The organism is Streptomyces sp. NPDC052036, assembly GCF_040680495.1.
Lineage (GTDB): Bacteria > Actinomycetota > Actinomycetes > Streptomycetales > Streptomycetaceae > Streptomyces.
In genome coordinates this window covers 19,343-43,940 of record NZ_JBFAWW010000042.1, presented here as the reverse complement: position 1 = coordinate 43,940, position 24,598 = coordinate 19,343, and the positions used below count along the sequence as shown (strand labels likewise).

Here is a 24,598-nt window from a genome sequence, read left to right as displayed (position 1 = left end):
TCGTTCCACAGGCATGTCCGTCAGCGGCCGGGCAGGGGAACGTCGCGGCGGAGCTCGACCCCGGCCTCGGCGGCACGGGTACCGATCGCGGCGACGGCGCGTTCAGCGAGGGCGGCGATGGTCAGTGAGGGGTTGACGGTGAGGGAGGTGGGGACGGAGGCGCCGTCGGTGACGAACAGTCCGCTGTGCCCGCGCAGCTCATGGCCGTCGGTGAGCGCGCTGGTGGCGGGGTCGTCGCCGATCCGGGCCGAGCCGAGCGGATGGGCCGTGACGGAGCCGGCGGCGTCCTCGCTCCACGGGCGGACCCTGGAGAGGGCGTCCTTCTCCAGGATTGCCCGCAGTGCGGTGTCGGCCCGGTCCCATGCCTGGCGGGTACGGGAGGTGGGGTGGTATGTCATGGTGCCCTGTCCGAGCCCTGGCGCCAGCCGGGTGAAGCTGCCGGTGAGCGGGACGATCCCGAAGGTGCCTTCGTTGTCGTCCTCGGTCATGGCCAGCAGGGTGAGCCAGGAGCGCCACCGGGCCCGCATGTACCGCTTCTCGATGCCGAACCAGGTGGGTGATCCTGCGGCCTGTGCCAGCAGGTTGGTCAGCGGGGGGAAGTAGATCTGTTGCAGGGTGAAGCGGCTGTACTCCGGGGCGGCCGGGTCCAGGTAGTCGTAGGTGGCGGCGGTGATGGGCCGGCCCATGGGCAGCCCCTGGTAGGCGGAGCCGTCGGGACGTGACAGCCCCAGCAGTGAGCGCGCCTTGCCCTCGTCGATGTCGGCGACGCTGACGTGGTCGCCGTTGCCGGAGAAGTAGCGCCCCACAGCGGCCGGGACGCCTCCGAGGAGCAAGGCGGAGCGCCGGAGGATCACGGGCGTGCCCACGGCGCCGGCGGCCAGCACGACGACCTTGGCGTGGATGACCCCGACTTGCGCAGTGCACCTGTAGTCGTCGGGGTCCAGGACGGTGTAGCCGACCGCGTAGCGGTAGCCGGACAGGGGCGACGGGGTGACGGTCTGCACCTCGTGCAGCGGGCGGATCTCCGCGCCGTGGGCCTCCGCCGCCGGCAGGTAGTTGAGCAGCAGGGAGCGTTTGGCGTCGAAGCGGCAGCCGGAGAGCATCCAGTTGCAGTTGGTGCAGGTGCCGGTGTCGACGGCCACCGGCACGGGATTGCAGGTGTGGCCGGCCCGCTGGCAGGCGGCGGCCAGGACCCCGCCCGCGTAGGACACGTCCGGCCAGTCGGTCCGGGTGACCGGAAGTGCCTCCTCGACCCGGTCGTACCAGGGGTCGAGGGCGGCCCGGGTCAGGGAGGCCGGCCACAGTCGGCGGCCGAGGCTGCCGCGGCGCTCGAAGACGAAGGACGGCGCGCGCAGTGAAGCAGCGAAGTAGACGACGCTGCCGCCGCCGACGCAGTTGCCGGCGACCACCGCGACTCCGTCGCCGCGGATCACGTCCACGATCTTGTTGTAGGTGCCCAGGCGCATCGAGTGGGTGAAGTCGGCGGCGGCCACTCGGGGGCCGCGCTCCAGAACGGTGACGCGGGCTCCGCCCGCCGCGAGGTAGTAGGCCGGGATCGCGCCGCCGAAGCCGCTGCCGATCACCAGGACGTCCGTGGTCTGCGCGGTCATGCCGGGCTCCCCGAAGCAGTCGTGCCGGGATGGAGTGCCGCGAGCGGGCGGCCGTAGGAGAACTCCGGGAAACGCCACAGGCCGTCCGGATCCGGGTCGGGGAAGCGCAGCCACTTCAGTCCGGGATGGCCCTGGCCGAGCGCCTCGACGGTGTCCTGCTGCCCGGCGGTGTCGAACGCCAGCCCCACCAGCAGGCTCAGCACCTGCCAGATCGGCCGGTCCAGGTCGTCGGGGTCGAACAGGCCGCCGACCAGGGCGGTGCGGTGGGAGAAGGACAGGCCCACGAAAGGCGGGCGGGTCGGCGACAGCCAGATCAGCCGGAGGGCCGCATAGGCGACGGCGCGGGCGTCGAGCAGCGCCGCGATCGCCGGCAGCAGCGGCGCCACCGGCAGTTCGGGCGAGTTGAGGAGGCCGACGACACCGGCCTGTACCGCTCCCGGGCCGGTGACCGCCCCGGCGACCACCACGTCACCGGTGAAGCGGCGCTGGCCTGGGATCAGGGTGTCGGCGAACGCTTCGAGCGTCTGTGTCGTCCAGCTCTCGGAGACGTCGTCCGCCTCGGCCGTGGGTATGTCCAGAGCGCCGGCAGACAGTTCTGCGAGCGTGGCGACCAGTGCCTTGAGGATGGATCTCCGGTCCGGCTCGGTCACGGTGACTCACCCGGCCAGTGCGCAGCGCAGGTCGTAGGGCAGTGACATGGTCAGTCCGGTCTCACCGGCGGCCTGACCGTAGTCGCTCAGCGCGCTGGCGAGGTCGGGGAAGACCGGCTGGAGGGCGGCAACCGCGTCCCCGATACCCACGGTGTGTCCGTCGATGCGGAAGTTGGTCAGGCGCGCTCCGGCCCGTCTCCCGGCCTTGTCCCACCAGTACTCACCGTCCCACACCACCCACGGCGTCGCGCCGTGAGTGGACTGCACGCTCCAGTGGTCCTTCTGGTAGTAGTGGCAGGTCAGCATGGAGACGGCGAACCGGGAGGGTTCGGCCACCAGGAACCGCAGGGCCCCTCCGTCGTCGATGGTGATGTCCCGCTTGCTGTACTCGACGCACAACGGGTCGGCGAACGTCAGCCACCACGGCGGCTGCTCCCCCTCACCGAACTCGTGCCAGGTGCAGCCGGCTGCGAACCCCGGCTCGGTGAACGGGCCGACGGACGGGTCGGCGGCCACCGCGGACCGGGTCGCCTGCCGGGCCTGGCTCTCACGGACGACGGGCTTCGACGGTGCCGCGACGGCGGTGCTGCTCGAGAGCAGCGCCGCGGACGCTCCCAGAACCAGCGCGCAGCCGACTGCGACGACACGCAGGCGCAGAGGAATCACGGGGACCTCCCGGAATCGGGGCAGGGTGAATGTCGCTCAGGACAGGCCGCCGCCATGACGCGGTGGCGGGGCGACCGGCATACCGAGGATGGGGCACGCCAATCGGCCAGTACAAGAGGTGGGTCAGTGACTGAGCCACTGAGCCTGTGATAGGAACTGCCGTCAACTGTGCCGCCCGCTGCGGTTGTTGGATTCCCGACCGCAAGCCACGGCCTGACGCGGTCACCCGTGCCGACGCGTTGCCCCCCATCTGCCGCATCACCCACTCACCAGAGAAAATTGTCATGAGCAAAATGAAAACCTCGCGTTCCTCCCGTCGGAGCGGGCGGCCGCTGCGCTGAGCCGTCGCCGCGGGCGCGGCGGGCGCGGCGGGCTCGGCGGGCGCTCTGCTCGGGGCGGCACAGCCCGCCCAGGCGCGGCCGGCCGCCCCCGCCGCGGCGGCTCACTACGCGGCCGATCACATCGGCTCCGGGACGCACGGGACCGCCTCGGCGTTCACGGCACAGGCGACAACCCCGCAGGGCATCCCCGGACGCGAGGTGAGCGCGTGGGAAGGAACCGTGAACTGGTCCTCGGCGGCTGCCGATGGGGCCGAGTTCGCCTATGTGAAGGCGACTGAGGGCGTCGGCTACGTCAGCCGCCTCAACTGGTGGACCGAGTGCACGGATCACTACACGGGGTTCGCCTCCACCGGCCCGTTGTGGACCGCGCACGACGCCTCCAGCGCCGGAACCCTGCCGAGCGGCTGGAGCAACTACACGATCTGGCAGTACGCCGATGCCGGTACCTACCCCGGGGATCAGAACGTGTTCGCCGGAAGCCTCGCGGATCTGTGGGCCTTCGCCGCGGGTGACCTCGCCCCCGGCCAGGGCTGGCCCACCGTGCAGCAGGGGCAGAGTGGTTTCCAGGTGACCGGCGCGCAGTACCTGCTCGATACGCAGGGCGCGAGCCTCACGGTGGACGGGCAATTCGGCCCCGCCACCGCGAGCGCCGTGCGCGCCTTCCAGAGCGCCCGCGGCCTCACCGCCGACGGCGTCGTCTCGGCCGGCACCTGGCAGCCGTTGGTCTCCTGACCGGGGCGCACGTTGAACCGGGCCGCGGGACGCGGACCTCCGGTGTGCGCCGCGGCCGACGCACGGGCCCGCCTCCCGGCGGCCAGGCCCCGGCCACCGTGGCAGGCCGACCCGCACACCGGACACGGCAGCCGAGAAGCAACGACCTGACTCATGACACCGTTGCGGTGCTCCGGAGCGATCCGTCCGCCGATCTGCCCTAGACGCCGGTAGCAGATGAGGGTAGCGGCGAAGGCGAGGAAGTGTTCGGCTTCGTGCTCGTAGCGCCGGTGCAAACAACGGCACCCGGTCAATCCAAGCCACCGTCCTCTCCACGGTCCAGCGGTGGCGGCCCAGGACCGTCATCACCGATCCGCCTGGACCGGATACGCGCCCACTGGGGCGACATGCTCCGCGTGGCAGGCTCCCTGACCCGGGGCGAGGTCCACGGTCACGACCTGGTCCGTACGCTCCCCGGGACGGCAAGCCGACCGGGCTGGGCGACGCGTTCGCCCATTACGGGCGGATCTTCAAGTCCCTGCACCTTCTCCAGTGCGTCTCGGACGAGGGATACCGGCGGATGATCGGTGCCCAGCTCAACGTCACCGAGGCCCGCCACCGCTCGCCCGGAAGATCTTCTTCGGGCAGCGCGGCGAACTGCGCCAGCACTACCGCGAGGGCATGGAGGACCAGCTCGGCGCGCTCGGCCTGGCCCTCAACTCCGTGGTGCTGTGCTCTTGGGGATGCTACGCCTTCACCCGGTCGCCGACGCCGGGCCTGCGGCAACTGCGCGACCCGAACAGCGACGAGGAGACGGACGATGGCCTCAGTCGGTCCGTCGGGTGGAGCCGAGAAGCTCGCGGTAGCGCTTGGCGTGCACGGCGAGGTTCTCGTCGGAGACGGTGCGGGCGCCGTGCAGAACCAGCGGCTCGGCGAGACGCATGCCGATCAGGCGGGCGGTGGCGTCGAGGGATGCCAGCAGCTGGGTCATCGTGAGGCGGGAAGTGGGATCGCCGGGAGCGTACGACTCTTCCGGCCCGCTTGTGGAGGTGACCAACTGAAGGGTCTTGCCGCGCGGTGCGGAGCCGCTGCTGCCGTAGGCGAAGCCGTAGGTGAGGACCTGGTCGATCCATGCCTTGAGCACTGCGGGGACGGAGTACCAGTACCAGGGGAACTGCCACACGATCCGGTCGTGGTCGCGCAGCAGTTGCTGCTCACGGGCGACCTCGAAGCGGCCATCGCGGCAGACAGGGCCGAGCTCATGGACGGTGACGCGTGCGAGAGGGCTGGGAGGGCGCATCGGGGTTGACCCTTGACTGTGGTCGGCTCGACCTGGTGGTCAAAGGGAGTGGGGTCGGCAACGCCACCGTCTATCGGCAGTTCCCCAACAAGGAAGCTCTCGCCAGCACCTACACACAGGACCGCGCCGACGCCTGGTTCGCGCGTATGCGCCAGGCCTCCGACCAGGTCGACGACCCGCGTGAGAAGCTCCTTGCGATCTTCACGGCCGCCTCGGCCCCCAGGGCCCCGCCCAGCGCACCGGTGAGCTCGTCCGTCGCCTCATCTGGACTGCCTGTGACGAGCCAGGCCGCCCCTGAATCCGGCACATGCCCGACCAACCGGGCGTCAGAGGGAGTCGTTCCGCCCACCGTGCAAGCCTGACAACGCCGCGGGATCCGCTCGCATCCCCGCCCGTGCCCGTCGGAAAACAATCGAATGACGACAGGCGCGACGGGCTGACCCCACCACTCTCCCCAGCTCCCATCCCGTACGCCGTCGACCTACACACCCTGGAGCAGGCGTGGGTCATGGCGTCCACGTGGAACGCGCCACTGTGCGAACGACTGTGAGGATTGATCACGGCACGCTCGGCGGCCTGACTCGCCGAACGATTGAAGCTTCGGGCTGTCCTTTCCAGGAATCGTCGGCCGGCCGATCCCCCGCCGGAGACATGCTCCCCCACACGAACGCCCTCCTACCACTCACCGCCGACGCACAGCTGCGCGCCTGGTGACCGGAGCACGGGTGGCCCGCTTCGCGGCGACGTCGAGATCGCTGGCCGATACCGAGCCTGGCGTTCGTGGGGAGCCGTGCTGCGAGATCGGTGTCGACGGCCCGTATCGCCACAAGAAGCGTCGTCTGCGCCTGAGGTCCATCTCCGGTCCCGCCGATCTCCTGGCGCAGATCACCCGCAGTAGCGTGCCCACGGAATCTGAGCCAGAGCCAAAACTCGTGAACATCTTGCTGCAGCGTCGACAGGACCTGATCGCGAGCCAGGTCCTTGACGACAGACCAGCTTCTGGTCGTCGTCGACCGCGACTCCGGGGCCGGGGCGATGGCCGGACGGGGCGCGGGCACCATAGACGCACACGAAGCCCCAGCCAATCCAGCCGGCCGGGGCTTCGTCGCGTCAACGTGCTAGTGACAGAGAGCGCAACATAACCGCATGCTGTGCCCATGCCAGAGCATCAGCACATCCTCAACGGGAACGGCAGGGACCTGACGATCGAGGACCTTAGGGCCTTCGTCGAGCACGCCAGCAAGAACAGCGCAACCGCGAAGCGCGCATTGTACGTAGAGACGTCGGGCAAAAAGCTCCGAAAGATCTGGCTCGACCTGTCGAGTCCGAGCTGATCAGTGCACTCAGCGCGTCCCGGCCGTCCTCGGCCGGGGCTTCGCCGTGTTACAACTCCGTCCCCCACCTCCCACACCCCACGCCGCAGCGCCACACTGAGCCCCTCAATATCGGGCACCAGGGGGGACCATGGGGTTCATCAACGACGGCAAAGCTGCTGAGGCCGGCAAACGCGCACGCCAGGCACGGGACAACGGAGACACCGTCCTCGTCTACAAGTTCATTGAAGCCAACACCAACAGCAGGGCTACAGCGCCCATGACCGGCATGGCCGACCAGATCCAAGCCGTGGAGCGAGAGGGCTGGATGCTGGCCAACATGGCGGCCGCCGAGGGCAAGGCACTGACCGGCGAACGCGTCGCACTCGTGTGCCTGTTCCGCAGAGTCTAAGACGTCGTTTCTGATGGCGCGATCGCTCGTTGAGCCGTGCATGACGGATCTGGTGGAGCGGTTGGTGCCGGACGAGTTGTGGGTGCTGTTCCGACGGGTGGTCCCGCCGACGGCGGTCATACGCCCGCAGGGCGGCGGGCGACGTCGGGCCGGTGACCGCGAATGCCTGGCAGCGATCATCTTCGTGGCCACCTCGGGCTGCACCTGGCGGCAGCTGCCACCGGTGTTCGGGCCGGCCTGGCCCACGGTCTACCGGCGCTTCGCCCAGTGGAGCCGGGACCGGGTCTGGGCCAGACTGCACCGGGTCATCCTCGACGAACTCGGCGCTCGGGGCGAGCTGGACTGGTCGCGGTGCGCGATCGACTCCGTCAGTGTCCGGGCGGCAAGGAGCAGCACGTGTTGGACAGCCTCCTGCCCCCCGGACTGGCCCCACCGGGGGATCGGAATCCCGTCGCCCTGTCCCGCTCCAGGAGACCTGGACCTGGGAAGCCGGGCCCCTCGCCGAAGACCACCACGAGCGCGTCGCCACCGTCTACAACAACGGCTCGGTCGTGCTCGGCGCCGACGATGGACTCGCCTACTGGGTCCTCGTCGTAACCGGTTCTGAACGAGGCAGGGTCTGGCCCGTCACCGACGTCGGCGCTTACCCGTGTCCCCTGCCGAAAGCGCTCGGCTTCCTGGACTGGGGGCAGCGCTGGCACACCGGCAACGGCTGGTGGGACTGACCCCAACCCGCACGGAGCCCAAGGCTCTGCGAGGAAGCCGGCCTGGCCGCACGGCCGCCGCGTGATCGATACGAGACTTGGAGGCGACCTTGCACGAGGGCCTGACCGTGCTCGCCGACCACGCCCCGGACCTGTCCACCGCCCTGGAGCGCGCCACGGCCGCCGGACACACCCACCTCAACCTGGACGGCATCGTCATCCGTACCGACCGCGTCGCCGCCGCCGGCCCCGACAAAGCAGACCTCTGGTGGTCGGGAACACACCGGCACCACGGTGGCAACGTCCAGGTCATCTCCGCCCCGGGACGGCTGGCCGATCGGGGCCTCCCCGGTCCGCCCCGGCCGCGAACACGACACCACCTGCGCCCGCACCCACGGCCTCGTCGACGCGCTGGTCCGCCTCGCCGCCACCTTGGGCATCCCGCCCCTGACCGACCTCGGCTACGAGAACGCCGGCCCTGGCTTCCGTCACCCCGCCAAGAAGCCGCAGGGACGCGAACTCGACCTGAGGCAGAAGACGTTCAACAAGGTGATCCGCGGCATCCACGGCGTCGCCGAACGCGCCGATGCTCTGTTCAAGGTCACCTTCAAGGCCCTGCGCAGAGTAAGCCTCGACCCCGACAGCAGGGCCCGAATCGCCCGAGCCGCCCTCGCCCTGCTCCAGATGGAGCACGGCCGCACCACCTGAACGAAGATCACGAACCGTCACGAGACGTTACCTACGAAGGTTCAATCGCTGAACGGCGAACAGTTCCAGGTGCGCGCAGTTCGGGCAGCGGAAGGCATCGATCTGCCATTGCGGCAGGCCCCGCGTCTTAGCCATGCCCATTATGCCCCGCTCAAGGAGGCTTCCGAACCATCGCGCGTACCCGTGGGCGCCTTGGCCACTGTCACTAACAAAACCCTGCTCAAGCCCGACCTGACCGCATTGGGTGCACCGTATGTTGTTCACCGAGGGAGTGTAGGTGGGGCGGGGGGTTGACGCTGGTGAGATTCGTGTATTCAACTGTCGCGAGTTCCCCAAGTCACCGCATCCATCAGCTGCAGCGAGTGACGTTCGTTGTTGGTCCGCTGGTGCATCGACGACGGATGAACATGCGAGCTCACCAGTCTCCGTAGTGACGGCCCGGGGCCCTCGGGCCGACGAACTCGGGTGTCGCAGGTTCGAATCCCGCCGGGGCAGGCTTGAACTGCGGGATTGCCGCAGAGCACTTCCGGGCTCGATTCCCGGGAGAAAAGGGAACGCAGCGGGAACGGAATCTGATAGCCCGTCAGGGCTGGCCGTAGGCGAGGGTGGCAGGGCTGGCCCATGCGCAGCGGTCGAATCGGCCCGGCCACACCCGCACTCCGCCGTGAACGAGTGCTCCCGTCTGACCAACACCGGAAAATGACCCATTACCGTGGCGTTCCACCACTTGGTGAGACCTTGGCGGACACGCATGTGTACCCCGCTCCCGAAGACACGCCCGCCCGATCCCCCGATTCCGCGCGACGGACCTGCCCTCCGGCCGCGTAGAGCAGGCGACGGATTCACCCACGGAGGGGACTGCACAGTGACAGCGCGTGCGCTCAAGGGGGCACTGAGGGGTGCCAGGGGTACGGCGATCGCGGCAGCGGCGATGGCCGTCCTGACCGCGTCGCAGGCGCCGGGGGCGGTCTCGGCCGAGGCCGCGGAGCCCGCGCCGAAGGCGGCGCCCGCCGAGCACGGCCCCAGCGTGTCCGGCGACACCCCGTACCGCACCGGCCTTCCCCCGCTGCGGACACGGAAGAACGGCTCGGCACCGGGAGCGACGGGCGGCGGCGCCCTGCCCGCGAGCGTGTTCACCGCGTACCGGCGTGCCGAGGAGGAGCTGGCGCGCAGCGCGTCCGGCTGCCGGCTGCGCTGGCAGCTGCTGGCCGCGATCGGCCAGGTGGAGTCCGGGCAGGCATGGGGCGGCCGGGTGACCCCGGACGGTACGACCGTTACGCCCATCCTCGGCCCGCGGCTGACCGGCGGCGCCTTCGCCGTCGTGGCGGACACCGACGGCGGCGCGTACGACGGGGACGCGGTGTACGACCGCGCGGTCGGCCCGATGCAGTTCATCCCGTCCACCTGGGCCCGCTGGGGCGCGGACGGCAACGGCGACGGACGGTCGGACCCGGAGAACGTCTACGACGCTGCGCTCGCGGCCGGCCGCTACCTGTGCGCGGGCGGCCGGGACCTGTCGAATCCCGCCGACCTGGACCGGGCGATCCTGGGCTACAACCACTCCGACACCTATCTGCGCACCGTCAAGGCCTGGTACGCGTACTACCTGACCGGACACCGCGTGGTGCCGGACGCGTCCGCCGGATCCCGGCCGGACCGGCCGAAGAGGCCGAAACCCTCGCCGCCCAAGCCGTCGGACGACCGGAAGCCGGGCCCTGGTCCTTCGCGCACGCCGTCGACGCCGCCCGCTTCACCCTCCTCCAGCCCGTCCCCCAAGGCCGGCGTCCCGAAGCAGTCCGGGACGCCGCTGGTTCCCGTCCCCGAACCGACCCTCACGCTGCCCGGCGGCGGTGTGCTACCCGACGCGGGGCCGCTGACCACCGACAACGGCTAAAACACGATGGGCGTCTCCCCCTCCACAACTGCCACTACTCGGCGGTAATGTCGCCACCTGCCGGAAGCATAGAACCGGCGGGTGAGTGCGAAGGGGCCCTCATGGCGACGGACATGCCTGCGGACACAGCGGCCACCGACGAGCGTTGGCAGCGCATGTGGAGCCATCGCGAGCAGCTGCTCAAGGTGGCCCGGCGGCGATCCATGAACCAGGAGGACGCCGAGGACGCCGTTCACGAGGCGATGCTGCGGGCCGCGGAGCGCCCGGACCTCGACGACGAGCGGCTCGGCGCCTGGCTGACGACGGTGACGATGCGGCTGTGCGTCGACCGACACCGGCAGGTCAACCGCGAGGCCGAGGTGGGCAGCCGCTCCACACTCGTCGCGCCGGGCCCGGTACCCGTCGAGGAGGCGGTGTGCGACCAGGCCGAGGCGAAGTGGCTCGCCGTGCGCAGCGGTGAGCTGCCCGCCCGGCAGGCGGAGGCGCTACGGCTGAAGTCGGAGGACCTCGACGTCGGCCAGGTCGCCGTGCGCATGGGGCTGAGCTACCGGACCGTCGAGTCCCTGCTGGCCCGCGCCAGGCGAACGCTGCGCGCCTCGCTGGCCGGGACGCTCGGACTCGTGCTGTTCCTGCTGGGGCGCGGCCGGCCGCGCGCGGGTGGCAAGGCGCAGACGGTGGCGGTGGCCTCGACGGCAGCGACGCTGGTGGTGGCGGGCTTCGCGCTGCCGTACGCGCTGGACGGGGGCGGGAAGGGTCCGGCGCCCCGGCCGGCGGTATCCACCGGCGCCGGGGCGATCCGGTCGGACAGCACGGCCCGGGTGCGGGTCCCGGGGACGCCCGAAGCCGCGCGCAGGCCGGCCGGTCGCGCGCCCCAGCCAGCTGCGCCCACTGCCGGCGGGCCGTTGGCGAAGATGTCCGTGCCACCCCTGCCGGCCGTCCCGCCGGACCCGCTTCCGAGACTGTCGGCTCCCGCGGTCCCGCGGGTTCCGGACCTGCCGGTTGCGTCGGCCGTCCCCTCGCCGCCGTCGGTCCCGGCGGTCCGGGCGCCTGACGCCGTACCGTCCCCCCCGCTCTTCGTGCCCACCCCGAGCACGCCTCCCGTGAAGCTGCCGTAGGGCCCGCGAACCCGTCCGAAAAAATCCGGGTCCGCCGCGACGGACGCCCCGCCCCTCCCCGTAGAGCAGTCGTCGGAGCTACTCACGGGCGAGGGCACGGACGAAGGGCGGGACCGGATGGGTGTAGAGATCTGTGTGGAAGGGCTGACCAAGTCCTTCGGTCACCAGGTCATCTGGCAGGACGTCTCACTGACGCTGCCCGCCGGGGAGGTCTCGGTCATGCTCGGCCCCTCCGGGACGGGCAAGTCGGTGTTCCTCAAGACGCTCGTCGGCCTGCTCAAGCCGGACCGCGGCTCGGTCACGGTGGCCGGGCGGGACATCACCAAGCTGCGTGAGCACGAGCTGTACGAGGTGCGGAAGCTGTTCGGCGTACTGTTCCAGGACGGCGCGCTGTTCGGCTCGATGAACCTGTACGACAACATCGCCTTCCCTCTGCGCGAGCACACCCGCAAGTCGGAGAGCGAGATCCGGCGGATCGTGCTCGAGAAGATGGACATGGTCGGGCTGCTCGGCGCCGAGGCCAAGCTGCCCGGCGAGATCTCCGGCGGTATGCGCAAACGCGCCGGGCTCGCCCGGGCGCTGGTCCTGGACCCGGAGATCATCCTCTTCGACGAGCCGGACTCCGGCCTCGACCCGGTGCGCGTGGCCTACCTCAACCAACTCATCGTCGACCTCAACGCGCAGATCGACGCGACCTTCCTCATCGTCACCCACGACATCGCCTCCGCCCGCCAGGTCCCCGACAACATCGGGCTGCTGTTCCGGCGCGAGCTGGTGATGTTCGGGCCCCGCGAACAGCTGCTGACCAGCGACGAGCCCGTCGTCCGCCAGTTCCTGAACGGCCGGATGCAGGGGCCGATCGGCATGGCGGAGGAGAAGGACGCGGCCCAGGTCGAACAGGAACTCGCCCAGATCCAGGAACCCACCAAGACTCCCGGCAGCAGGCCCCTGACCCCCCGCCTGCTGCCGGGCCCCGGCATCACCCGACCGCCCCGCTGGAAGGCAATCGCGACACGGGAGGCCGAGCTGCAGCGGAAGGAGGTGGCCGACGCATGAGCCTGTCCCCCACCGGTGCGCTGCGGCACTCGGGCAACCTGTTCGCGATGGCCCTGGACGTCATCCGGACCCTGCCCCGACGGCCTTTCCAGGCAAGGGAGTTCATCCAGCAGGCGTGGTTCGTCGCGAGTGTCACGATCCTGCCCACCGCCCTCGTGTCCATCCCTTTCGGCGCGGTCATCGCGCTCCAGATCGGCAGCCTGACCCGGCAGCTCGGCGCCCAGTCCTTCTCCGGGGCCGCGTCCGTGCTCGCGGTGCTGCGCGAGGCCTCGCCGATCGTCACGGCGCTGCTGATCGCGGGCGCGGGAGGCACGGCGATCTGCGCGGACCTCGGGGCGCGCAAGATCCGGGACGAGATCGACGCGATGCAGGTGCTCGGCATCGACCCGATCCACCGGCTGGTGGTGCCGCGCGTGCTGGCCTCGATGGTGGTGGCCGTGCTGCTCAACGGTCTGGTGTCGGTCGTCGGCGTCGCGGGCGGCTACTTCTTCAACGTCATCCTGCAGGACGGCACGCCCGGCGCCTACCTGGCCTCCTTCACCACCCTCGCCCAGCTGGACGACCTGTGGGCCGCCGAGCTGAAGGCGCTGGTGTTCGGGGCGATCGCCGCGATCGTCGCCTCCTACAAGGGGCTGACCGCGCAGGGCGGACCGAAGGGCGTGGGCGACGCGGTCAACCAGTCGGTGGTGATCACCTTCATGTTGCTGTTCGTGACCAACTTCGTGATGACCGCGGTGTACTTCCAGGTCGTCCCGCAGAGGGGTTAGCCGATGCGACTTCTCAGCCGTCCACTGGACTCTCTCGAAGAGCTCGGATCCCAGCTCTCCTTCTACGGGCGCTCACTGGCCTGGACGGGCCGCACCGTGCGCCGCTACAAGAAGGAGATCCTGCGGCTGCTCGCCGAGGTGAGCTTCGGCCGAGGCGCCCTCGCCGTAGTCGGCGGCACGGTCGGCGTGATCGCCTTCCTCTCCTTCTTCACCGGAACCGAGGTCGGCCTCCAGGGCTACGCGGCCCTCAACCAGCTGGGCACCTCCAACTTCGTGGCGTTCCTGTCGGCGTACTTCAACACGCGGGAGATCGCCCCGCTGGTGGCCGGGCTCGCCCTGTCCGCGACAGTCGGCGCCGGCTTCACCGCGCAGCTCGGCGCGATGCGGATCAGCGAGGAGACCGACGCGCTGGAGGTGATGGGCGTCCCGTCGCTGCCGTTCCTGGTGACGACCCGGATGATCGCCGGTTTCGTCGCGGTGATCCCGCTCTACGTGATCGGGCTCCTGTCCTCGTACCTCGCCGCCCGCACCATCACGACCGGTTACTACGGGCAGTCGACGGGCACGTACGACCACTACTTCCACCAGTACCTGCCCCCGGTCGACGTCCTCTGGTCCTTCGGCAAGGTGATCGTCTTCGCCGTCCTGATCATCATGGTGCACTGCTACTACGGCTACCACGCGAGCGGCGGCCCGGCGGGCGTCGGCGTCGCGGTCGGCCGTGCGGTGCGGACCTCGATCGTCGCCATCAACGTCCTGGACTTCTTCCTGAGCCTCGCGATCTGGGGCGCAAACACGACCGTACGGATCGCGGGATGAGGCCGATGAGAGCACTGAGACTCAGGTTGTACGGCGTCGCGTTCATCGCCGTGCTCGCGCTGCTGCTGTCGCTCGCCGTGGCCGTCTACCAGCAGGCGTTCACGCCGGTCGTGCGCATCACGCTGCAGGCCGACACACTCGGCAACCAGCTCGAGCCGCGCGCCGACGTCAAGCTGCGCGGGCTGCTGGTCGGCGAGGTTCGGGCGGTGCATGCGGATGGGACGAAGGCCACGCTCGACATCGCGCTCAAGCCACAGTACGTCGCGTACATCCCCTCGGACGTGCACGCGCGGCTGCTGCCCAAGACACTCTTCGGCGAGAAGTACGTCGATCTCGTGCCGCCCGCCAGGTCGGCGGCCCGGCCCATCCGCGCCGGGGACGTCATCACGCAGGACCGCACCACGGTCGGCATCGAGGTACAGCAGCTGATGAACGACCTGCTGCCGCTGCTGCGGACCGTCCAGCCGGGCGAACTCAACGCCACGCTCTCGGCGTTCGCCACCGCTCTGGAGGGACGCGGCGACCGGATCGGCCACAACCTGGTCCGGGTCGAGGACTATCTGCGCCGGCTCAACCCGCACCTGCCGTCCCTGCAGGAGGACATCTCGCGCCTCGCGGACGTGGCCCAGGTGTACGGCGACGCCGCGCCGGACCTGATGGCGATCCTTCGCAACACCGTCACCACCAGCCGCACGATCGTCGAGAGGAAGGACCAACTGGCCGCCGCGCTCCGTACGACGGCGACGGTCGCGGGCACCGCGCGGGACTTCCTCGACGAAAACGGCGACCGTCTCATCACCCTCGGCCGGGTCTCCCGCCCCACGCTGGAGCTCTTCTCCCGCTACTCCCCTGAGTATCCGTGCCTCCTGAACGGGCTGGTCAGGGAGGAGCGGGCGTCGGAGGACGCGTTCCGGGGCGGCGAGATGCGCATCACCCTGGAGGTCGTCCGGCCGCAGGGCGCGTACCAGCCCGGCGAGGCGCCGCAGTACGCCGACCACTCGGGGCCGAACTGCCGGGACATGCCCCATCCGCCCGTCCCCGGACCGAAACCAAGGCTCGACGACGGTACGTCGTCCGGTGGTTCGAACGGCACACTGCCCGGAGGTGTCAACGTGTCCTCCACCGCGGCCGAGCAGCGGGCGGTCGACTCGCTGGTGGCCCCTGTCATGGGCGTCCCCGCGGACCAGGTTCCGCCCGTCGCGACCCTGCTGTTCGGGCCGCTGGCCCGTGGGACGGCGGTGAGCGTCGCATGAGCACCTCACGATCCCGGCAGACCGCGGCACCACTGATCAAGTTCAGCGTTTTCGCGCTGGTGACCATCGCGGCGACGGCCCTGCTCGCCGCCACCATCGTGAACCTCTCGTTCACCCCCGAGCGCACGTACCACGCGGTGTTCAGCGACGTCACGGGTCTGGAGAACGGCGACGACATCCGGGTGGCTGGAGTGCGGGTCGGCGAGGTCGAGGGCATCCGGATCAAGGACCGGACGCTGGCAGAGGTGACCTTCAGCGTCTCCGCCGACCGGCCGCTGCTCACCAGCACCCACGCGGTCGTCCGCTACCGCAACCTGGTCGGGCAGCGGTACATCGCGCTGACCGAGGGCGCGGGCGACGGCACGCGGCTGCCACCGGGCGGCACCGTCCCGCTGTCCAGGACCCAGCCGGCACTGGACCTGAACGCGCTCCTGAACGGCTTCAAGCCGCTGTTCGCGGCGCTCAGCCCGAACGACGTCAACCAGTTGGCGACCGAGATCATCAGGATCCTCCAGGGCGAGGGCGGCACGGTCAACAGCCTGCTGGTGCACACGGCGTCGCTCACCACGACCCTCGCCGACCGCGACCAGCTGATCGGCTCGGTGATCGACAACCTCAACGCCGTGCTGGAGACGCTCGACAAGCGCGGCACCCGCTTCTCCGGGCTGCTCACCCAGCTGCGCCGGGTGATCTCCGGTCTGTCCGCCGACCGCAAGCCCATCGGGGACTCCCTGGTGAACATCGGCGCCCTCACCGACGCCACTTCGGGGCTCCTCGCGGACGCGCGTCCGTCGCTGAAGGACGACATCGCCGGGCTGACCGGTCTCACCGGAACGCTGAACAGGAACGACAAGACTGTGGAGGGCGTGCTGAAGAGGCTGCCGAACAAGCTGAACGCGCTGACCGGGACGGCGTCCTACGGCTCGTGGTTCAACTTCTACCTCTGCGACTTCGACGGCCGGATCGTGCTGCCGAAGACGAACCAGGTGCTCACCCCGGAGTTCCATGTGGCACAGGCGAGGTGTGGCGGATGAGCATGCGGTTGGTGCCGCGCAGGAGGCGCCGCCCGGCATCCCTGGTCAAGGTGCACGTCCTGCCTCCGAAGCTGCCGCGTCTCAGTCTGCGCCGCCCGCGCCTGAAGCCGTTCCTCGAGCGCAACCCCGTGGTCGTCGGCGTCATCGGCCTCACCGTGCTCGCCGTGCTGGCCGTGGCCGCGTTCAACGCCGACAGCCTGCCGCTGATCGGCGGCGGCAGGACGTACAGCGCTGCCTTCTCGGAGGCCGGCGGCCTCAAGCCGGGCGACGAGGTGCGGATCGCCGGCGTCAAGGTCGGCAAGGTCGACGGCGTCGACCTGGAGGGCGACCACGTCAAGGTGACGTTCAAGGTCAAGGGCGACCCGGCGTTCGGCATCGACACCGGTGCGTCGATCCGGGTCAAGACGATCCTCGGCGCGAAGTACCTCGCCCTGTATCCGAAGGGGCCCGGCCAGTTGAAGCCGGGCAGTGAGATCCCGCTGAGCCGGACGGTGTCGGCGTACGACGTTGTGCAGGCGTTCAGCGACCTGACGACCACGACGGAGCAGGTCGACACCTCGCGGCTCGCCAAGGCGCTGGACACGATCTCCACCACCTTCCAGGACTCGCCCGCCGAGGTGCGGGCGTCCATCGAGGGACTGTCGCGGATCTCGAGGACGATCGCCTCGCGCGACCAGGCGCTGATGGACCTCCTCGGCCACGCGAACGGGGTCACCAAGGTGCTGGCGCAGCACACGAAGGACTTCTCCGCGCTGGTGACCGACGGCGACAAGCTGTTCAAGGAGATCAGCGCGCGGCGCACCGCGATCCACAACCTGCTGGTCAGCTCCGCCCTGCTGGGAGTGGAGCTGTCCGGCCTGGTCGAGGACGACCGCAAGGAGATCGGGCCCGCCCTGAAGAACCTCAACACCTTCGTCACCATGCTCGAACGCAACCAGACGAGCCTCGACCGCAGTGTCGCCCTGCTCGCCCCCTACGTCCGGCTCTTCACCAACACCCTCGGCAACGGCCGCTGGTTCGACTCCTACGTCCAGAACCTGGTCGCCACCCCGGTGGCGCCGCGCACGGGAGGCTCACGATGAACCGCCGAGTCCGGGCCCTCGCCCTGCTCACCGCCCTCGCGCTCGCCGCCACCCTCGCCGTCGAACTGTGGCCGCGCTCCGGCACCGTCCGCGTCGCCGCGTACTTCCCGCGCACCGTCGGCATCTACCCCGGCTCGGACGTGCGCGTCCTCGGCGTCCGCATCGGCGAGGTCGAGAAGATCACGCCCGAGGGCGACCGGGTGCGGGTGCAGCTGGAGTACGACAAGGGGCGCAAGGTGCCCGCGGACGCGCAGGCCGCGATCATCAACTCGTCGGTGGTCAGCGACCGTTACGTGCAGTTGCTGCCGGTGTACCGGAAGGGCCCGGTCATGCGGGACGGCGCCGTCATCCCCGAGTCCCGCACCGCCGTCCCCGTCGAGCTGGACCGGATCTTCGACGGCTTGCACACCACGGCCGAGGCGCTCGGCCCCAAGGGCGCGAACAAGGACGGCTCCCTGTCGCGGCTGCTCGGCGTGAGCGCGGAGAACCTCAAGGGGCAGGGCACGAACCTCAACCAGACGGTCGAGGACCTCTCGCAGGCGGTCACCACGCTCTCCGACGGCCGGGGCGACCTGTTCGGCACCGTGCGGAACCTCCAGGTGTTCACGGCCGCGCTGGCAGCCGACGACCAGAGCGTGCGGTCGTTCAACACCACTCTCGCCACGGTGGCGCAGCAGCTCGCCGGGGAGCGCACGGACCTGGCGGCGGCACTCCAGCACCTGGGGGTGGCGCTCGGCGACGTGTCCGGCTTCGTGAAGGACAACAAGACATCACTGACGTCAAACGTCAAGGGCCTCAGCAAGGTCACCGAGGTCCTCGTGACCCAACGGGCCGCCCTGGAAGAACTGTTGACCGTCGCCCCCACCGGCCTGTCGAACCTCGCGGACGCCTACAACCCCGCGTCCGGCACCCTCGACACCCGCGACAACCCGCAGAGCCCGCAGGACCCCGCGTCCCTGCTGTGCTCCCTGCTGCGGACGACCGGCGACACGGGCGGCAAGAACCCCGACTGCTCACAGCTGCGGAAGCTCTTCGACTCGCTGCCGAAGCTGCCGGCCGCCTCCACGGGGACGGGCACGGTCGACCGCACGCTCGGCGGAATTCTGGGGGCGAGCGCATGAGCGTGCCGCGCAAGGGCAGGTCGGTGGCGTGGACGGCGGCAGGTGCGCTGCTGCTGTCCGGCTGCGGGTTCAACGGCTGGTACGACGTCCAACTCCCCGGGGGCGCGGCGGCCGACGGCCACGCCTACCACGTCACCGTCGAGTTCAGGGACGTACTCGATCTGGTGCCGCAGTCGGCGGTCAAGGTCGACGACGTCACCGTGGGCGCGGTCGAGAAGGTCGAGCTGGACGGCTGGCACGCGCGTGTGCGGCTGCGCGTGGCCGACTCGGTGAAGCTGCCCGCGAACGCCGTCGCCGACCTCAGGCAGACCAGCATGCTGGGCGAGAAGTACGTGGAGCTGTCCGCTCCGTCCGGCACACCGCCGATCGGCCGGCTCCGCGACGGCGATGTGATCCCGCTGTCCCGCAGCGGCCGCAACCCGGAGATCGAGGAGGTGCTCTCCGCCCTGTCCGCGCTTCTCAACGGCGGCGGCGTGGCCCAGCTCAAGACGATCACCGTGGAGCTGAACAAGGCCCTGAACGGCCGCGAGGACCGGGTCAGGTCGCTGCTCAAGCAGCTCGACACGTTCCTAGGCGGCCTGGACCGGCAGCGCACGGAGATCGTCCGCGCCCTCAAGGGCATCGACCGGCTGGACAAGCGGCTGGGGAAGGAAAAGGAGACCATCGCGCAGGCCGTCGACGCCATCCCGCCCGCGCTGAAGGTCCTGGCCGACCAGCGCCGCGACCTGACGAAGATGCTCACCTCACTGTCGGACCTCGGCACGACGGGCACAAAGGTGATCGACGCCTCGCGGGACGACACCGTCGCCGACCTCAAGCAGCTCCGGCCGATCCTGCAGCAACTGAACGAGGCGGGCGAGGACCTGCCCAACTCTCTGGAGCTGCTGACCACTTACCCGTTCCCGCGCAACGCGACGGACGCCGTCAAGGGCGACTACGTCAACCTGAAGATCACCGCCGACCTGGACCTGGCGGGGATCTACGGCAACCTCACGAACCAGCCGGGCAAGGGCGGCGGATCCGGCAGGCAGCCGACCCCGACGCCCTCGCTCCCGAGCCTGCCGCTACCCACCGCGCTGCCCAGCATCCCGAGCGTGCCGAAGGTACCGAAGCTGCCGGTCCAGCCCTCGGCGCCGACGGGCGGCAGCGTCGGCGGCGTGCTGTGCCCGCCCGTGTGCACTGCGGCCTACGGCACCGGAGGAGACGCCGGCCGCTTCTCTCCGGGGATCGACCTCGCGCTCGCCGAGCTCATGCTGAAGGGGATACAGCCGTGATCACACGTACGGTCAAGGCCCAGTTGCTCGCCTTCGCCGCGGTCACCGCCGTGGGGGTGTCGTACGTCGGCGTCCAGTACACGGGCCTTGCGGACACCCTCGTCGGCCGCGGCTACACCGTGCACGCCGACTTCGCCGACTCCGGCGGCATCTTCCCCGGCGCCGAGGTCACCTACCGCGGGGTGCCGGTGGGCCGCGTGAGCGACCTGCGCCTCGACGGGTCCGGGGTGTCGGTGGCGCTGCGGATCGAGGACGGCGCGCCGCGTATCCCGGCGGACACCCTGGCGGTGGTCGCCGACCGGTCGGCGGTGGGCGAGCAGTACGTCGATCTGCAGCCCCGGCACTCCGGCGGCCCGTATCTGATGGACGGCAGCCCGATCCCGCGTGACCGCACCCGGACGCCCCTGCCCGTCACCGACCTCATCCTCAGCCTGGACCGGCTGGTCAACTCGGTCGGCAAGGACGACCTGCGTGCCACCGTCGACGAGTTGGGCAAGGCCTTCGCCGGCACCGGGCCGGGGCTGAGCCGCTTGGTGGACTCCGGCAACGCGCTCGCCGAGTCGGCGTCGGCGTCGCTCCCTCAGACGGTCTCGCTGATCAACGACTCGCGGAAGGTGCTCAAGACGCAGGCCGACCAGGGCTCGGCCATCAAGTCGTTCTCCCGTGATCTGGCGGCGCTCACCGCGCAGCTGAAGTCGAGCGACGGTGATCTGCGTCGGCTGATCGGCAACGCGGTGCCCGCCGCCGAGCAGATCGAATCCCTGTTGAAGTCCACCCGGCCTTATCTGCCGGTCCTGCTGGCCAATCTGATCAGCGGCGGCCAGATCACCCTGGCACGGCTGCCCGGCGTGGAGCAGGCCCTGGTCACCTTCCCGGTGGTGGTCGCGGGCAGCTACACCGTCGTGCCCGGCGACGGCACCACCCACTTCGGGCTGACGGTGAACGCCGACGATCCCCCGGCCTGCACCCAGGGCTACGGAACGCGGCAGCGCGACCCCTCCGACACGACCACACGTCCGGCGAACACCGACGCCCGCTGTACGGCCCCGCGGGGCGGCAGCGCGTCGGTGCGCGGCGCGCAGAACGCCCCTGGTGCGTCCGCCGGTTCGGGTGGCGCGAACCAGTCCTCCTACGTCACCCCGTACGACCCGGAGAGCGGCACCGGCACCGCCACCGCCACCGGCCCGGACGGGACGCCCGTCGAGATCGGCTCGACGGGCGGGGAACAGAGCACATTCGGAAAGGAGTCGTGGCAATGGCTGCTCGTCGGACCGATGGCGTGAACGCCGCCGGCATGAACAGGGCGCTGCTCGCTGGGCTGATCGCCGTGACCGCGGTGACCATGGCGCTGTCGGGCTGGCTGGGAGCGGGGCTGTCCGACCAGCGCGCGGTGGAGCAGCGCCGCCAGGACATCCTGGTCGCGGCCCGCCAGTCGGCGCTCGACTTCACCTCGCTCGACTACCGGCACTACGGCCGGGACAGCCAGAACGTGCTGAAGGGTGCCACCGGCGACTTCAAGAAGCAGTTCGCGGCGCAGACCGCGGAGCTGACGAAGCTGGTCGCGCAGAACAAGTCGGTGTCCGAGGGACAGGTCCTGGAAGCGGGCATCGTGCGGTCCGACGCGCGTTCGGCCCGGGTCCTGGTCGTGGCCGACAGCAAGGTGACCAACACCGCCGCACCCGAGGGCCAGGCGCGCACCTACCGGCTCCAGCTCGACCTCGCGCGCGTGGCCGGCCGCTGGCTGACCTCCGACGTCGCGTTCGTGGGCTGACCCACCCGTGAGGCTATCGATGAGAAGAGACACCGTGGCGAACCCGACCTCCCGCACCCGCAGCACCGGCTCACCGGCCCGCCGCACCATGACTGCGGCCGCCCGCGCGGCAGCCAAGCGCGCCGGGCGGCCCGCGCCCCCCGAGCGCGGTACCCGCCAAGAAGCGCAGGCTCGCTCCGGGCGCACCCTGCTCGTCGAGCCGCCGGCGAACGGCTGGGAGGACCCGCCGGAGCCCGAGTCGTTCGAGGGGGAGCCGGAGGACGGCGCACCCCCGCGCAAGGCCGGGCGGAGCGTGCTCACCGCGGTGCTGGGCGTCGTCCTCGCGGCGGCCCTGGTCGCGGCCGCCGTCCTCGGGTGGCAGTACCGGCAGGGGCGGCAGGCGGAGCACGCCCGCGGCGAGGCTCTCGCGGCCGCACGGAAGGCGGCGCCGGTCGTACTGTCGTACGACTACCGGCACCTGGACCGGGACTTCTCTCGGGCCCGCGCCCTGCTGACCGGGCACTTCCGCGACCAGTACGACAAGACCACGAAGGCGGTGGTCGCGCCGACCGCGACGAAGTACCACGGCGTGGTGAAGGCGACCGTGACCACACCCGCCGACGGCGGCGCCCCGGCGGCCTCCGTCGTGTCGGCCACACCGGACCGGGCCGTCGTCCTGCTCTTCGTCAACCAGGTCACCCAGAGCACCCGGGTCCCGGAGCCCCGGCTGGACCTGAACCGGGTGCGTATGACGCTCACCCGCACCTCCGACGGCTGGAAGGTGAGCGGCGTCGACGCCCTCTGACCAGGCCTCCGTAAGTACCCTCGCACAGTCGCGCGGGGGCACTTTTTCACCCGGTCCAAGAGATCCGGCGTCGAAGGAGTTGGGAGAAGGGGGGATACCAGTCGCTGGGCGCCCGGTTGCTGCTGATGATCAGCGAGCGTCCCTGCCGTTCGGAGACGAGTAGGCCCGCTCAGGACTCCGATGGCTCACTTGCGTAGCAGTTCGTTCTGGATGAGGAACTCATCCCGCGGGTGGCGGAGGAGTTTTCGTGGCCTCGTAGTGAGCGCTCCCGCGGGCACGCCGGCACCAACGGGGGTTCACTCGCTTACCGCGACAGCCTCACAAGACCTGCATTGGCATGGCCTTGACCAGCACAAGAGGGCAGCCGCATGGTGAAAACCATCTGGCTCGCAGCTGATCTGACATGCCGTCTGCTCATGCTGCATTTCGTCATGTGGCCCTCCCGAACTGTCCGAGACCGCACGGAGGCTTGATGCATCGCCACGAGATACCCTCCGGATCCCCAGTGATCCACCGCCATCGACCCAGACCCCGGGTGCGGCGGACGGCAGCGGCCGTCACCGCGCTGCTCACACTCGCCGTCACCGCCCTCACCATGGGCCTGGCCACCAGTGTCCAGGCCGCCGCTCTCTCGCCCGCCCCGCGCGCGTCCGCCTCCGCGAGTACGGCGGACTTCGGCTGCGCCCATCCCGTGCAAGCGGGACAGGCCCGCTGTTTCGGCGTGCTGAAGGCCCATCGCACCGCCTCGGGACGCATGTCACCGTTCACCACCGGATCCCCGACCACGGTGGGGTACGTGCCGTCCGATCTACGTTCCGCCTACAACCTGGGCAGCGCCTCGGGATCGGGCCGCACCGTGGCAATCGTCGACGCCATGGACGACCCGAACGCCGAGTCCAACCTGGCCACTTACCGCAGCGCCTACGGCCTGCCGTCGTGCACCACCGCCAACGGCTGCTTCCGCAAAGTGAATCAGAGTGGCCAGGCGTCGCCGCTGCCCTCCGGTGACTACGGATGGGCCGAGGAGATCAGCCTCGACCTCGACATGGTCTCGGCTTCATGCCCTGACTGCCACATCCTCTTGGTCGAGGCGAACTCGGCGAACGCCCCGGATCTCATGACGGCCGAGGACACCGCCGCCACCACCCCGGGCGTCGTCTCCGTCTCCAACAGCTGGGGCGGCTCCGAGGACAACACCATCACCTCCGCGGACTCCCACTTCAACCACTCCGGCATCGCGATCACAGCGAGCTCGGGTGACTCCGGTTACGGCGTCTCCTGGCCGGCCTCCTCCCCCTACGTCACCGCCGTGGGCGGCACCTCACTGAGCAAGGCCTCCAACTCGCGCGGCTGGACCGAGACCGCCTGGAGCGGCGCGGGCTCGGGCTGCTCGGCGTACGAGACCAAGCCGTCCTGGCAGCATGACTCCGGATGTGCCAAGCGCACCGTCACCGATGTGTCCGCGGTCGCCGATCCCAACACCGGGGTGGCGGTCTACGACACCTACAACGACTGCGGTGGCGGATCGTTGTGCGACACCGAGCTTGAGCTCGGTGTCGCACAGGGTGCCGACGGATGGGTCGAAGTCGGCGGCACCAGCGCCGCGTCGCCGATCATCGCGAGCGTCTACGCGCTGGCCGGAAACACCTCTCAGGTCGTCAACGGCTCGTACCCGTACAGCCACACGTCGGCGCTCAACGACGTCACGTCGGGCAGCAACGGCTTCTGCGGGAGCGGCTACCTGTGCACCGCGGGGCCGGGATACGACGGGCCGACCGGTCTCGGCACGCCCAATGGCACCGGTGCCTTCTGACGGCGGCGCCTTCTGACCGACAAGGGCTGGGCCTCGTCGCACTGCTGCGGCGCGGACCCAGCCCTTGCCTCATCTCAGTCTTCGAGGTGGACGAGCGCGACATCGAAGCCCGATACGCCGCTGCCATCGGGCGAACTCCGCGACACTGATCCGGGCGGCCGGCCGGGCCGGGGCGCGACCACCAGGCCCAGGTACACAGGCCTGTCCGATCCGCGGGACGGCGTAAGGGGCCGTGATCACTCGGGCCAGGCAACTCCCGACCAAAGCCGCTCCGTAAGGTGGTCGGCGGTCCGGGACTGGAACGAGCCCGACTCGTTGCTGTCCCGCACATTGCTCCTCACGATGGCGTGGCCGCGCGCCTGCCCGACACCGGCCGATCCCTTCCCTGTCGCGTTGTCAC

Annotated in this window: 23 protein-coding genes and 4 pseudogenes; 21 read left to right on the top strand and 6 right to left on the bottom strand. The window is 70.2% G+C overall.

Annotated elements, in window-relative coordinates; translation table 11 throughout:
* Window positions 1-20: 20 nt before the first annotated feature.
* Genes AB0L95_RS35635 through AB0L95_RS35625 form a run of 3 tightly spaced genes read right to left on the bottom strand, consistent with a single transcriptional unit; the run spans window position 21 to window position 2,926 of the window.
* On the bottom strand, window positions 21-1,610 hold the full coding sequence (locus AB0L95_RS35635) for a GMC family oxidoreductase (protein WP_365169345.1): 1,590 nt from the start codon (window positions 1,608-1,610) through the stop codon (window positions 21-23).
* Entirely contained in the window at window positions 1,607-2,260 is a 654-nt protein-coding gene (locus AB0L95_RS35630; protein ID WP_365169342.1) for a DUF5987 family protein, read from the bottom strand. Before AB0L95_RS35630 ends, AB0L95_RS35635 begins: the two co-directional genes overlap by 4 nt.
* A gap of 6 nt (window positions 2,261-2,266) precedes the next feature.
* Entirely contained in the window at window positions 2,267-2,926 is a 660-nt protein-coding gene (locus tag AB0L95_RS35625) for a hypothetical protein (RefSeq protein ID WP_365169339.1), read from the bottom strand.
* A 560-nt stretch (window positions 2,927-3,486) separates the two neighbouring features.
* On the opposite strand from AB0L95_RS35625, the gene AB0L95_RS35620 reads away from it, so the two are divergent.
* Complete coding sequence (locus AB0L95_RS35620) at window positions 3,487-3,999, top strand: peptidoglycan-binding protein (RefSeq protein WP_365169336.1); 513 nt, start codon at window positions 3,487-3,489, stop codon at window positions 3,997-3,999.
* A gap of 200 nt (window positions 4,000-4,199) precedes the next feature.
* Here AB0L95_RS35620 and AB0L95_RS35615 read toward each other — a convergent pair.
* Window positions 4,200-4,335 (bottom strand): annotated as a pseudogene (locus tag AB0L95_RS35615) (transposase); the annotation flags it as partial.
* A 14-nt stretch (window positions 4,336-4,349) separates the two neighbouring features.
* Here AB0L95_RS35615 and AB0L95_RS35610 point away from each other — a divergent pair.
* Window positions 4,350-4,701, top strand: a pseudogene (locus AB0L95_RS35610) (Tn3 family transposase); the annotation flags it as partial.
* A gap of 103 nt (window positions 4,702-4,804) precedes the next feature.
* On the opposite strand, the gene AB0L95_RS35605 reads toward AB0L95_RS35610, so the two are convergent.
* On the bottom strand, window positions 4,805-5,278 hold the full coding sequence (locus AB0L95_RS35605; RefSeq protein WP_365169333.1) for an NAD(P)H-dependent oxidoreductase: 474 nt from the start codon (window positions 5,276-5,278) through the stop codon (window positions 4,805-4,807).
* 5 nt (window positions 5,279-5,283) lie between these two features.
* On the opposite strand from AB0L95_RS35605, the gene AB0L95_RS35600 reads away from it, so the two are divergent.
* The 5 genes and pseudogenes from AB0L95_RS35600 to AB0L95_RS35580 form a co-directional block, all read left to right on the top strand.
* Window positions 5,284-5,640: a TetR/AcrR family transcriptional regulator gene (locus AB0L95_RS35600; protein ID WP_365169330.1), complete on the top strand. Its 357-nt coding sequence runs from the start codon at window positions 5,284-5,286 to the stop codon at window positions 5,638-5,640.
* Window positions 5,641-6,435: 795 nt separating this feature from the next.
* Window positions 6,436-6,612 (top strand): hypothetical protein, encoded by a 177-nt coding sequence (locus tag AB0L95_RS35595; protein ID WP_365169327.1) that lies wholly within the window; start codon window positions 6,436-6,438, stop codon window positions 6,610-6,612.
* Window positions 6,613-6,742: 130 nt separating this feature from the next.
* Window positions 6,743-7,003 (top strand): hypothetical protein, encoded by a 261-nt coding sequence (locus tag AB0L95_RS35590; RefSeq protein ID WP_365169324.1) that lies wholly within the window; start codon window positions 6,743-6,745, stop codon window positions 7,001-7,003.
* 40 nt (window positions 7,004-7,043) lie between these two features.
* Window positions 7,044-7,391 (top strand): annotated as a pseudogene (locus AB0L95_RS35585) (transposase); the annotation flags it as partial.
* A 426-nt stretch (window positions 7,392-7,817) separates the two neighbouring features.
* Window positions 7,818-8,415, top strand: a pseudogene (locus AB0L95_RS35580) (transposase family protein); the annotation flags it as partial.
* A 27-nt stretch (window positions 8,416-8,442) separates the two neighbouring features.
* Here the strand turns inward: AB0L95_RS35580 and AB0L95_RS35575 are convergent.
* Window positions 8,443-8,679: a hypothetical protein gene (locus AB0L95_RS35575; protein ID WP_365169321.1), complete on the bottom strand. Its 237-nt coding sequence runs from the start codon at window positions 8,677-8,679 to the stop codon at window positions 8,443-8,445.
* 601 nt (window positions 8,680-9,280) lie between these two features.
* On the opposite strand from AB0L95_RS35575, the gene AB0L95_RS35570 reads away from it, so the two are divergent.
* The 14 genes from AB0L95_RS35570 to AB0L95_RS35505 all read left to right on the top strand — a co-directional run bounded on the left by AB0L95_RS35570 (window position 9,281) and on the right by AB0L95_RS35505 (window position 24,198).
* Window positions 9,281-10,309, top strand: a complete 1,029-nt coding sequence (locus AB0L95_RS35570) for a lytic transglycosylase domain-containing protein (protein ID WP_365169318.1) — start codon at window positions 9,281-9,283, stop codon at window positions 10,307-10,309.
* A 101-nt stretch (window positions 10,310-10,410) separates the two neighbouring features.
* Window positions 10,411-11,424 carry a sigma-70 family RNA polymerase sigma factor gene (locus tag AB0L95_RS35565; RefSeq protein WP_365169315.1) on the top strand — a complete coding sequence of 338 codons (1,014 nt, stop codon included), beginning with the start codon at window positions 10,411-10,413 and terminating at the stop codon, window positions 11,422-11,424.
* A gap of 117 nt (window positions 11,425-11,541) precedes the next feature.
* Entirely contained in the window at window positions 11,542-12,480 is a 939-nt protein-coding gene (locus AB0L95_RS35560; RefSeq protein ID WP_365169312.1) for an ABC transporter ATP-binding protein, read from the top strand.
* Window positions 12,477-13,247, top strand: a complete 771-nt coding sequence (locus AB0L95_RS35555) for an ABC transporter permease (RefSeq protein ID WP_365169309.1) — start codon at window positions 12,477-12,479, stop codon at window positions 13,245-13,247. The genes AB0L95_RS35560 and AB0L95_RS35555 overlap by 4 nt, the downstream gene beginning before the upstream one ends.
* Window positions 13,248-13,250: 3 nt before the next feature.
* Window positions 13,251-14,066, top strand: coding sequence for an ABC transporter permease (locus AB0L95_RS35550; protein WP_365169306.1), 816 nt, complete (start codon window positions 13,251-13,253; stop codon window positions 14,064-14,066).
* 5 nt (window positions 14,067-14,071) lie between these two features.
* Window positions 14,072-15,319, top strand: a complete 1,248-nt coding sequence (locus AB0L95_RS35545; RefSeq protein WP_365169303.1) for an MCE family protein — start codon at window positions 14,072-14,074, stop codon at window positions 15,317-15,319.
* Window positions 15,316-16,353: an MlaD family protein gene (locus AB0L95_RS35540; RefSeq protein WP_365169300.1), complete on the top strand. Its 1,038-nt coding sequence runs from the start codon at window positions 15,316-15,318 to the stop codon at window positions 16,351-16,353. The genes AB0L95_RS35545 and AB0L95_RS35540 overlap by 4 nt, the downstream gene beginning before the upstream one ends.
* Before the next feature lie 101 nt (window positions 16,354-16,454).
* Window positions 16,455-17,435: an MCE family protein gene (locus tag AB0L95_RS35535; protein ID WP_365169395.1), complete on the top strand. Its 981-nt coding sequence runs from the start codon at window positions 16,455-16,457 to the stop codon at window positions 17,433-17,435.
* On the top strand, window positions 17,432-18,556 hold the full coding sequence (locus AB0L95_RS35530) for an MCE family protein (protein WP_365169297.1): 1,125 nt from the start codon (window positions 17,432-17,434) through the stop codon (window positions 18,554-18,556). The genes AB0L95_RS35535 and AB0L95_RS35530 overlap by 4 nt, the downstream gene beginning before the upstream one ends.
* Window positions 18,553-19,830 (top strand): MCE family protein, encoded by a 1,278-nt coding sequence (locus AB0L95_RS35525; RefSeq protein ID WP_365169294.1) that lies wholly within the window; start codon window positions 18,553-18,555, stop codon window positions 19,828-19,830. The genes AB0L95_RS35530 and AB0L95_RS35525 overlap by 4 nt, the downstream gene beginning before the upstream one ends.
* The gene (locus tag AB0L95_RS35520; protein ID WP_365169291.1) at window positions 19,827-21,113 is read left to right on the top strand and encodes an MlaD family protein; all 1,287 of its coding nucleotides are present in this window, start codon (window positions 19,827-19,829) and stop codon (window positions 21,111-21,113) included. The genes AB0L95_RS35525 and AB0L95_RS35520 overlap by 4 nt, the downstream gene beginning before the upstream one ends.
* Complete coding sequence (locus tag AB0L95_RS35515; protein WP_365169288.1) at window positions 21,086-21,601, top strand: hypothetical protein; 516 nt, start codon at window positions 21,086-21,088, stop codon at window positions 21,599-21,601. Before AB0L95_RS35520 ends, AB0L95_RS35515 begins: the two co-directional genes overlap by 28 nt.
* A gap of 34 nt (window positions 21,602-21,635) precedes the next feature.
* Entirely contained in the window at window positions 21,636-22,385 is a 750-nt protein-coding gene (locus AB0L95_RS35510) for a hypothetical protein (RefSeq protein ID WP_365169285.1), read from the top strand.
* Between the two features lie 472 nt (window positions 22,386-22,857).
* Entirely contained in the window at window positions 22,858-24,198 is a 1,341-nt protein-coding gene (locus AB0L95_RS35505) for a S53 family peptidase (protein ID WP_365169282.1), read from the top strand.
* Window positions 24,199-24,598 lie beyond the last annotated feature (400 nt).

Coding starts and splice junctions, on each gene's coding strand:
- AB0L95_RS35635 (WP_365169345.1), bottom strand. CDS start 1,610: ATGACCGCGCAGACCACGGACGTCCTGGTGATCGGCAGCGGCTTCGGC.
- AB0L95_RS35605 (WP_365169333.1), bottom strand. CDS start 5,278: ATGCGCCCTCCCAGCCCTCTCGCACGCGTCACCGTCCATGAGCTCGGC.
- AB0L95_RS35595 (WP_365169327.1), top strand. CDS start 6,436: ATGCCAGAGCATCAGCACATCCTCAACGGGAACGGCAGGGACCTGACG.
- AB0L95_RS35590 (WP_365169324.1), top strand. CDS start 6,743: ATGGGGTTCATCAACGACGGCAAAGCTGCTGAGGCCGGCAAACGCGCA.
- AB0L95_RS35565 (WP_365169315.1), top strand. CDS start 10,411: ATGGCGACGGACATGCCTGCGGACACAGCGGCCACCGACGAGCGTTGG.
- AB0L95_RS35560 (WP_365169312.1), top strand. CDS start 11,542: ATGGGTGTAGAGATCTGTGTGGAAGGGCTGACCAAGTCCTTCGGTCAC.
- AB0L95_RS35555 (WP_365169309.1), top strand. CDS start 12,477: ATGAGCCTGTCCCCCACCGGTGCGCTGCGGCACTCGGGCAACCTGTTC.
- AB0L95_RS35550 (WP_365169306.1), top strand. CDS start 13,251: ATGCGACTTCTCAGCCGTCCACTGGACTCTCTCGAAGAGCTCGGATCC.
- AB0L95_RS35545 (WP_365169303.1), top strand. CDS start 14,072: ATGAGAGCACTGAGACTCAGGTTGTACGGCGTCGCGTTCATCGCCGTG.
- AB0L95_RS35540 (WP_365169300.1), top strand. CDS start 15,316: ATGAGCACCTCACGATCCCGGCAGACCGCGGCACCACTGATCAAGTTC.
- AB0L95_RS35530 (WP_365169297.1), top strand. CDS start 17,432: ATGAACCGCCGAGTCCGGGCCCTCGCCCTGCTCACCGCCCTCGCGCTC.
- AB0L95_RS35525 (WP_365169294.1), top strand. CDS start 18,553: ATGAGCGTGCCGCGCAAGGGCAGGTCGGTGGCGTGGACGGCGGCAGGT.
- AB0L95_RS35515 (WP_365169288.1), top strand. CDS start 21,086: ATGGCTGCTCGTCGGACCGATGGCGTGAACGCCGCCGGCATGAACAGG.
- AB0L95_RS35505 (WP_365169282.1), top strand. CDS start 22,858: ATGCATCGCCACGAGATACCCTCCGGATCCCCAGTGATCCACCGCCAT.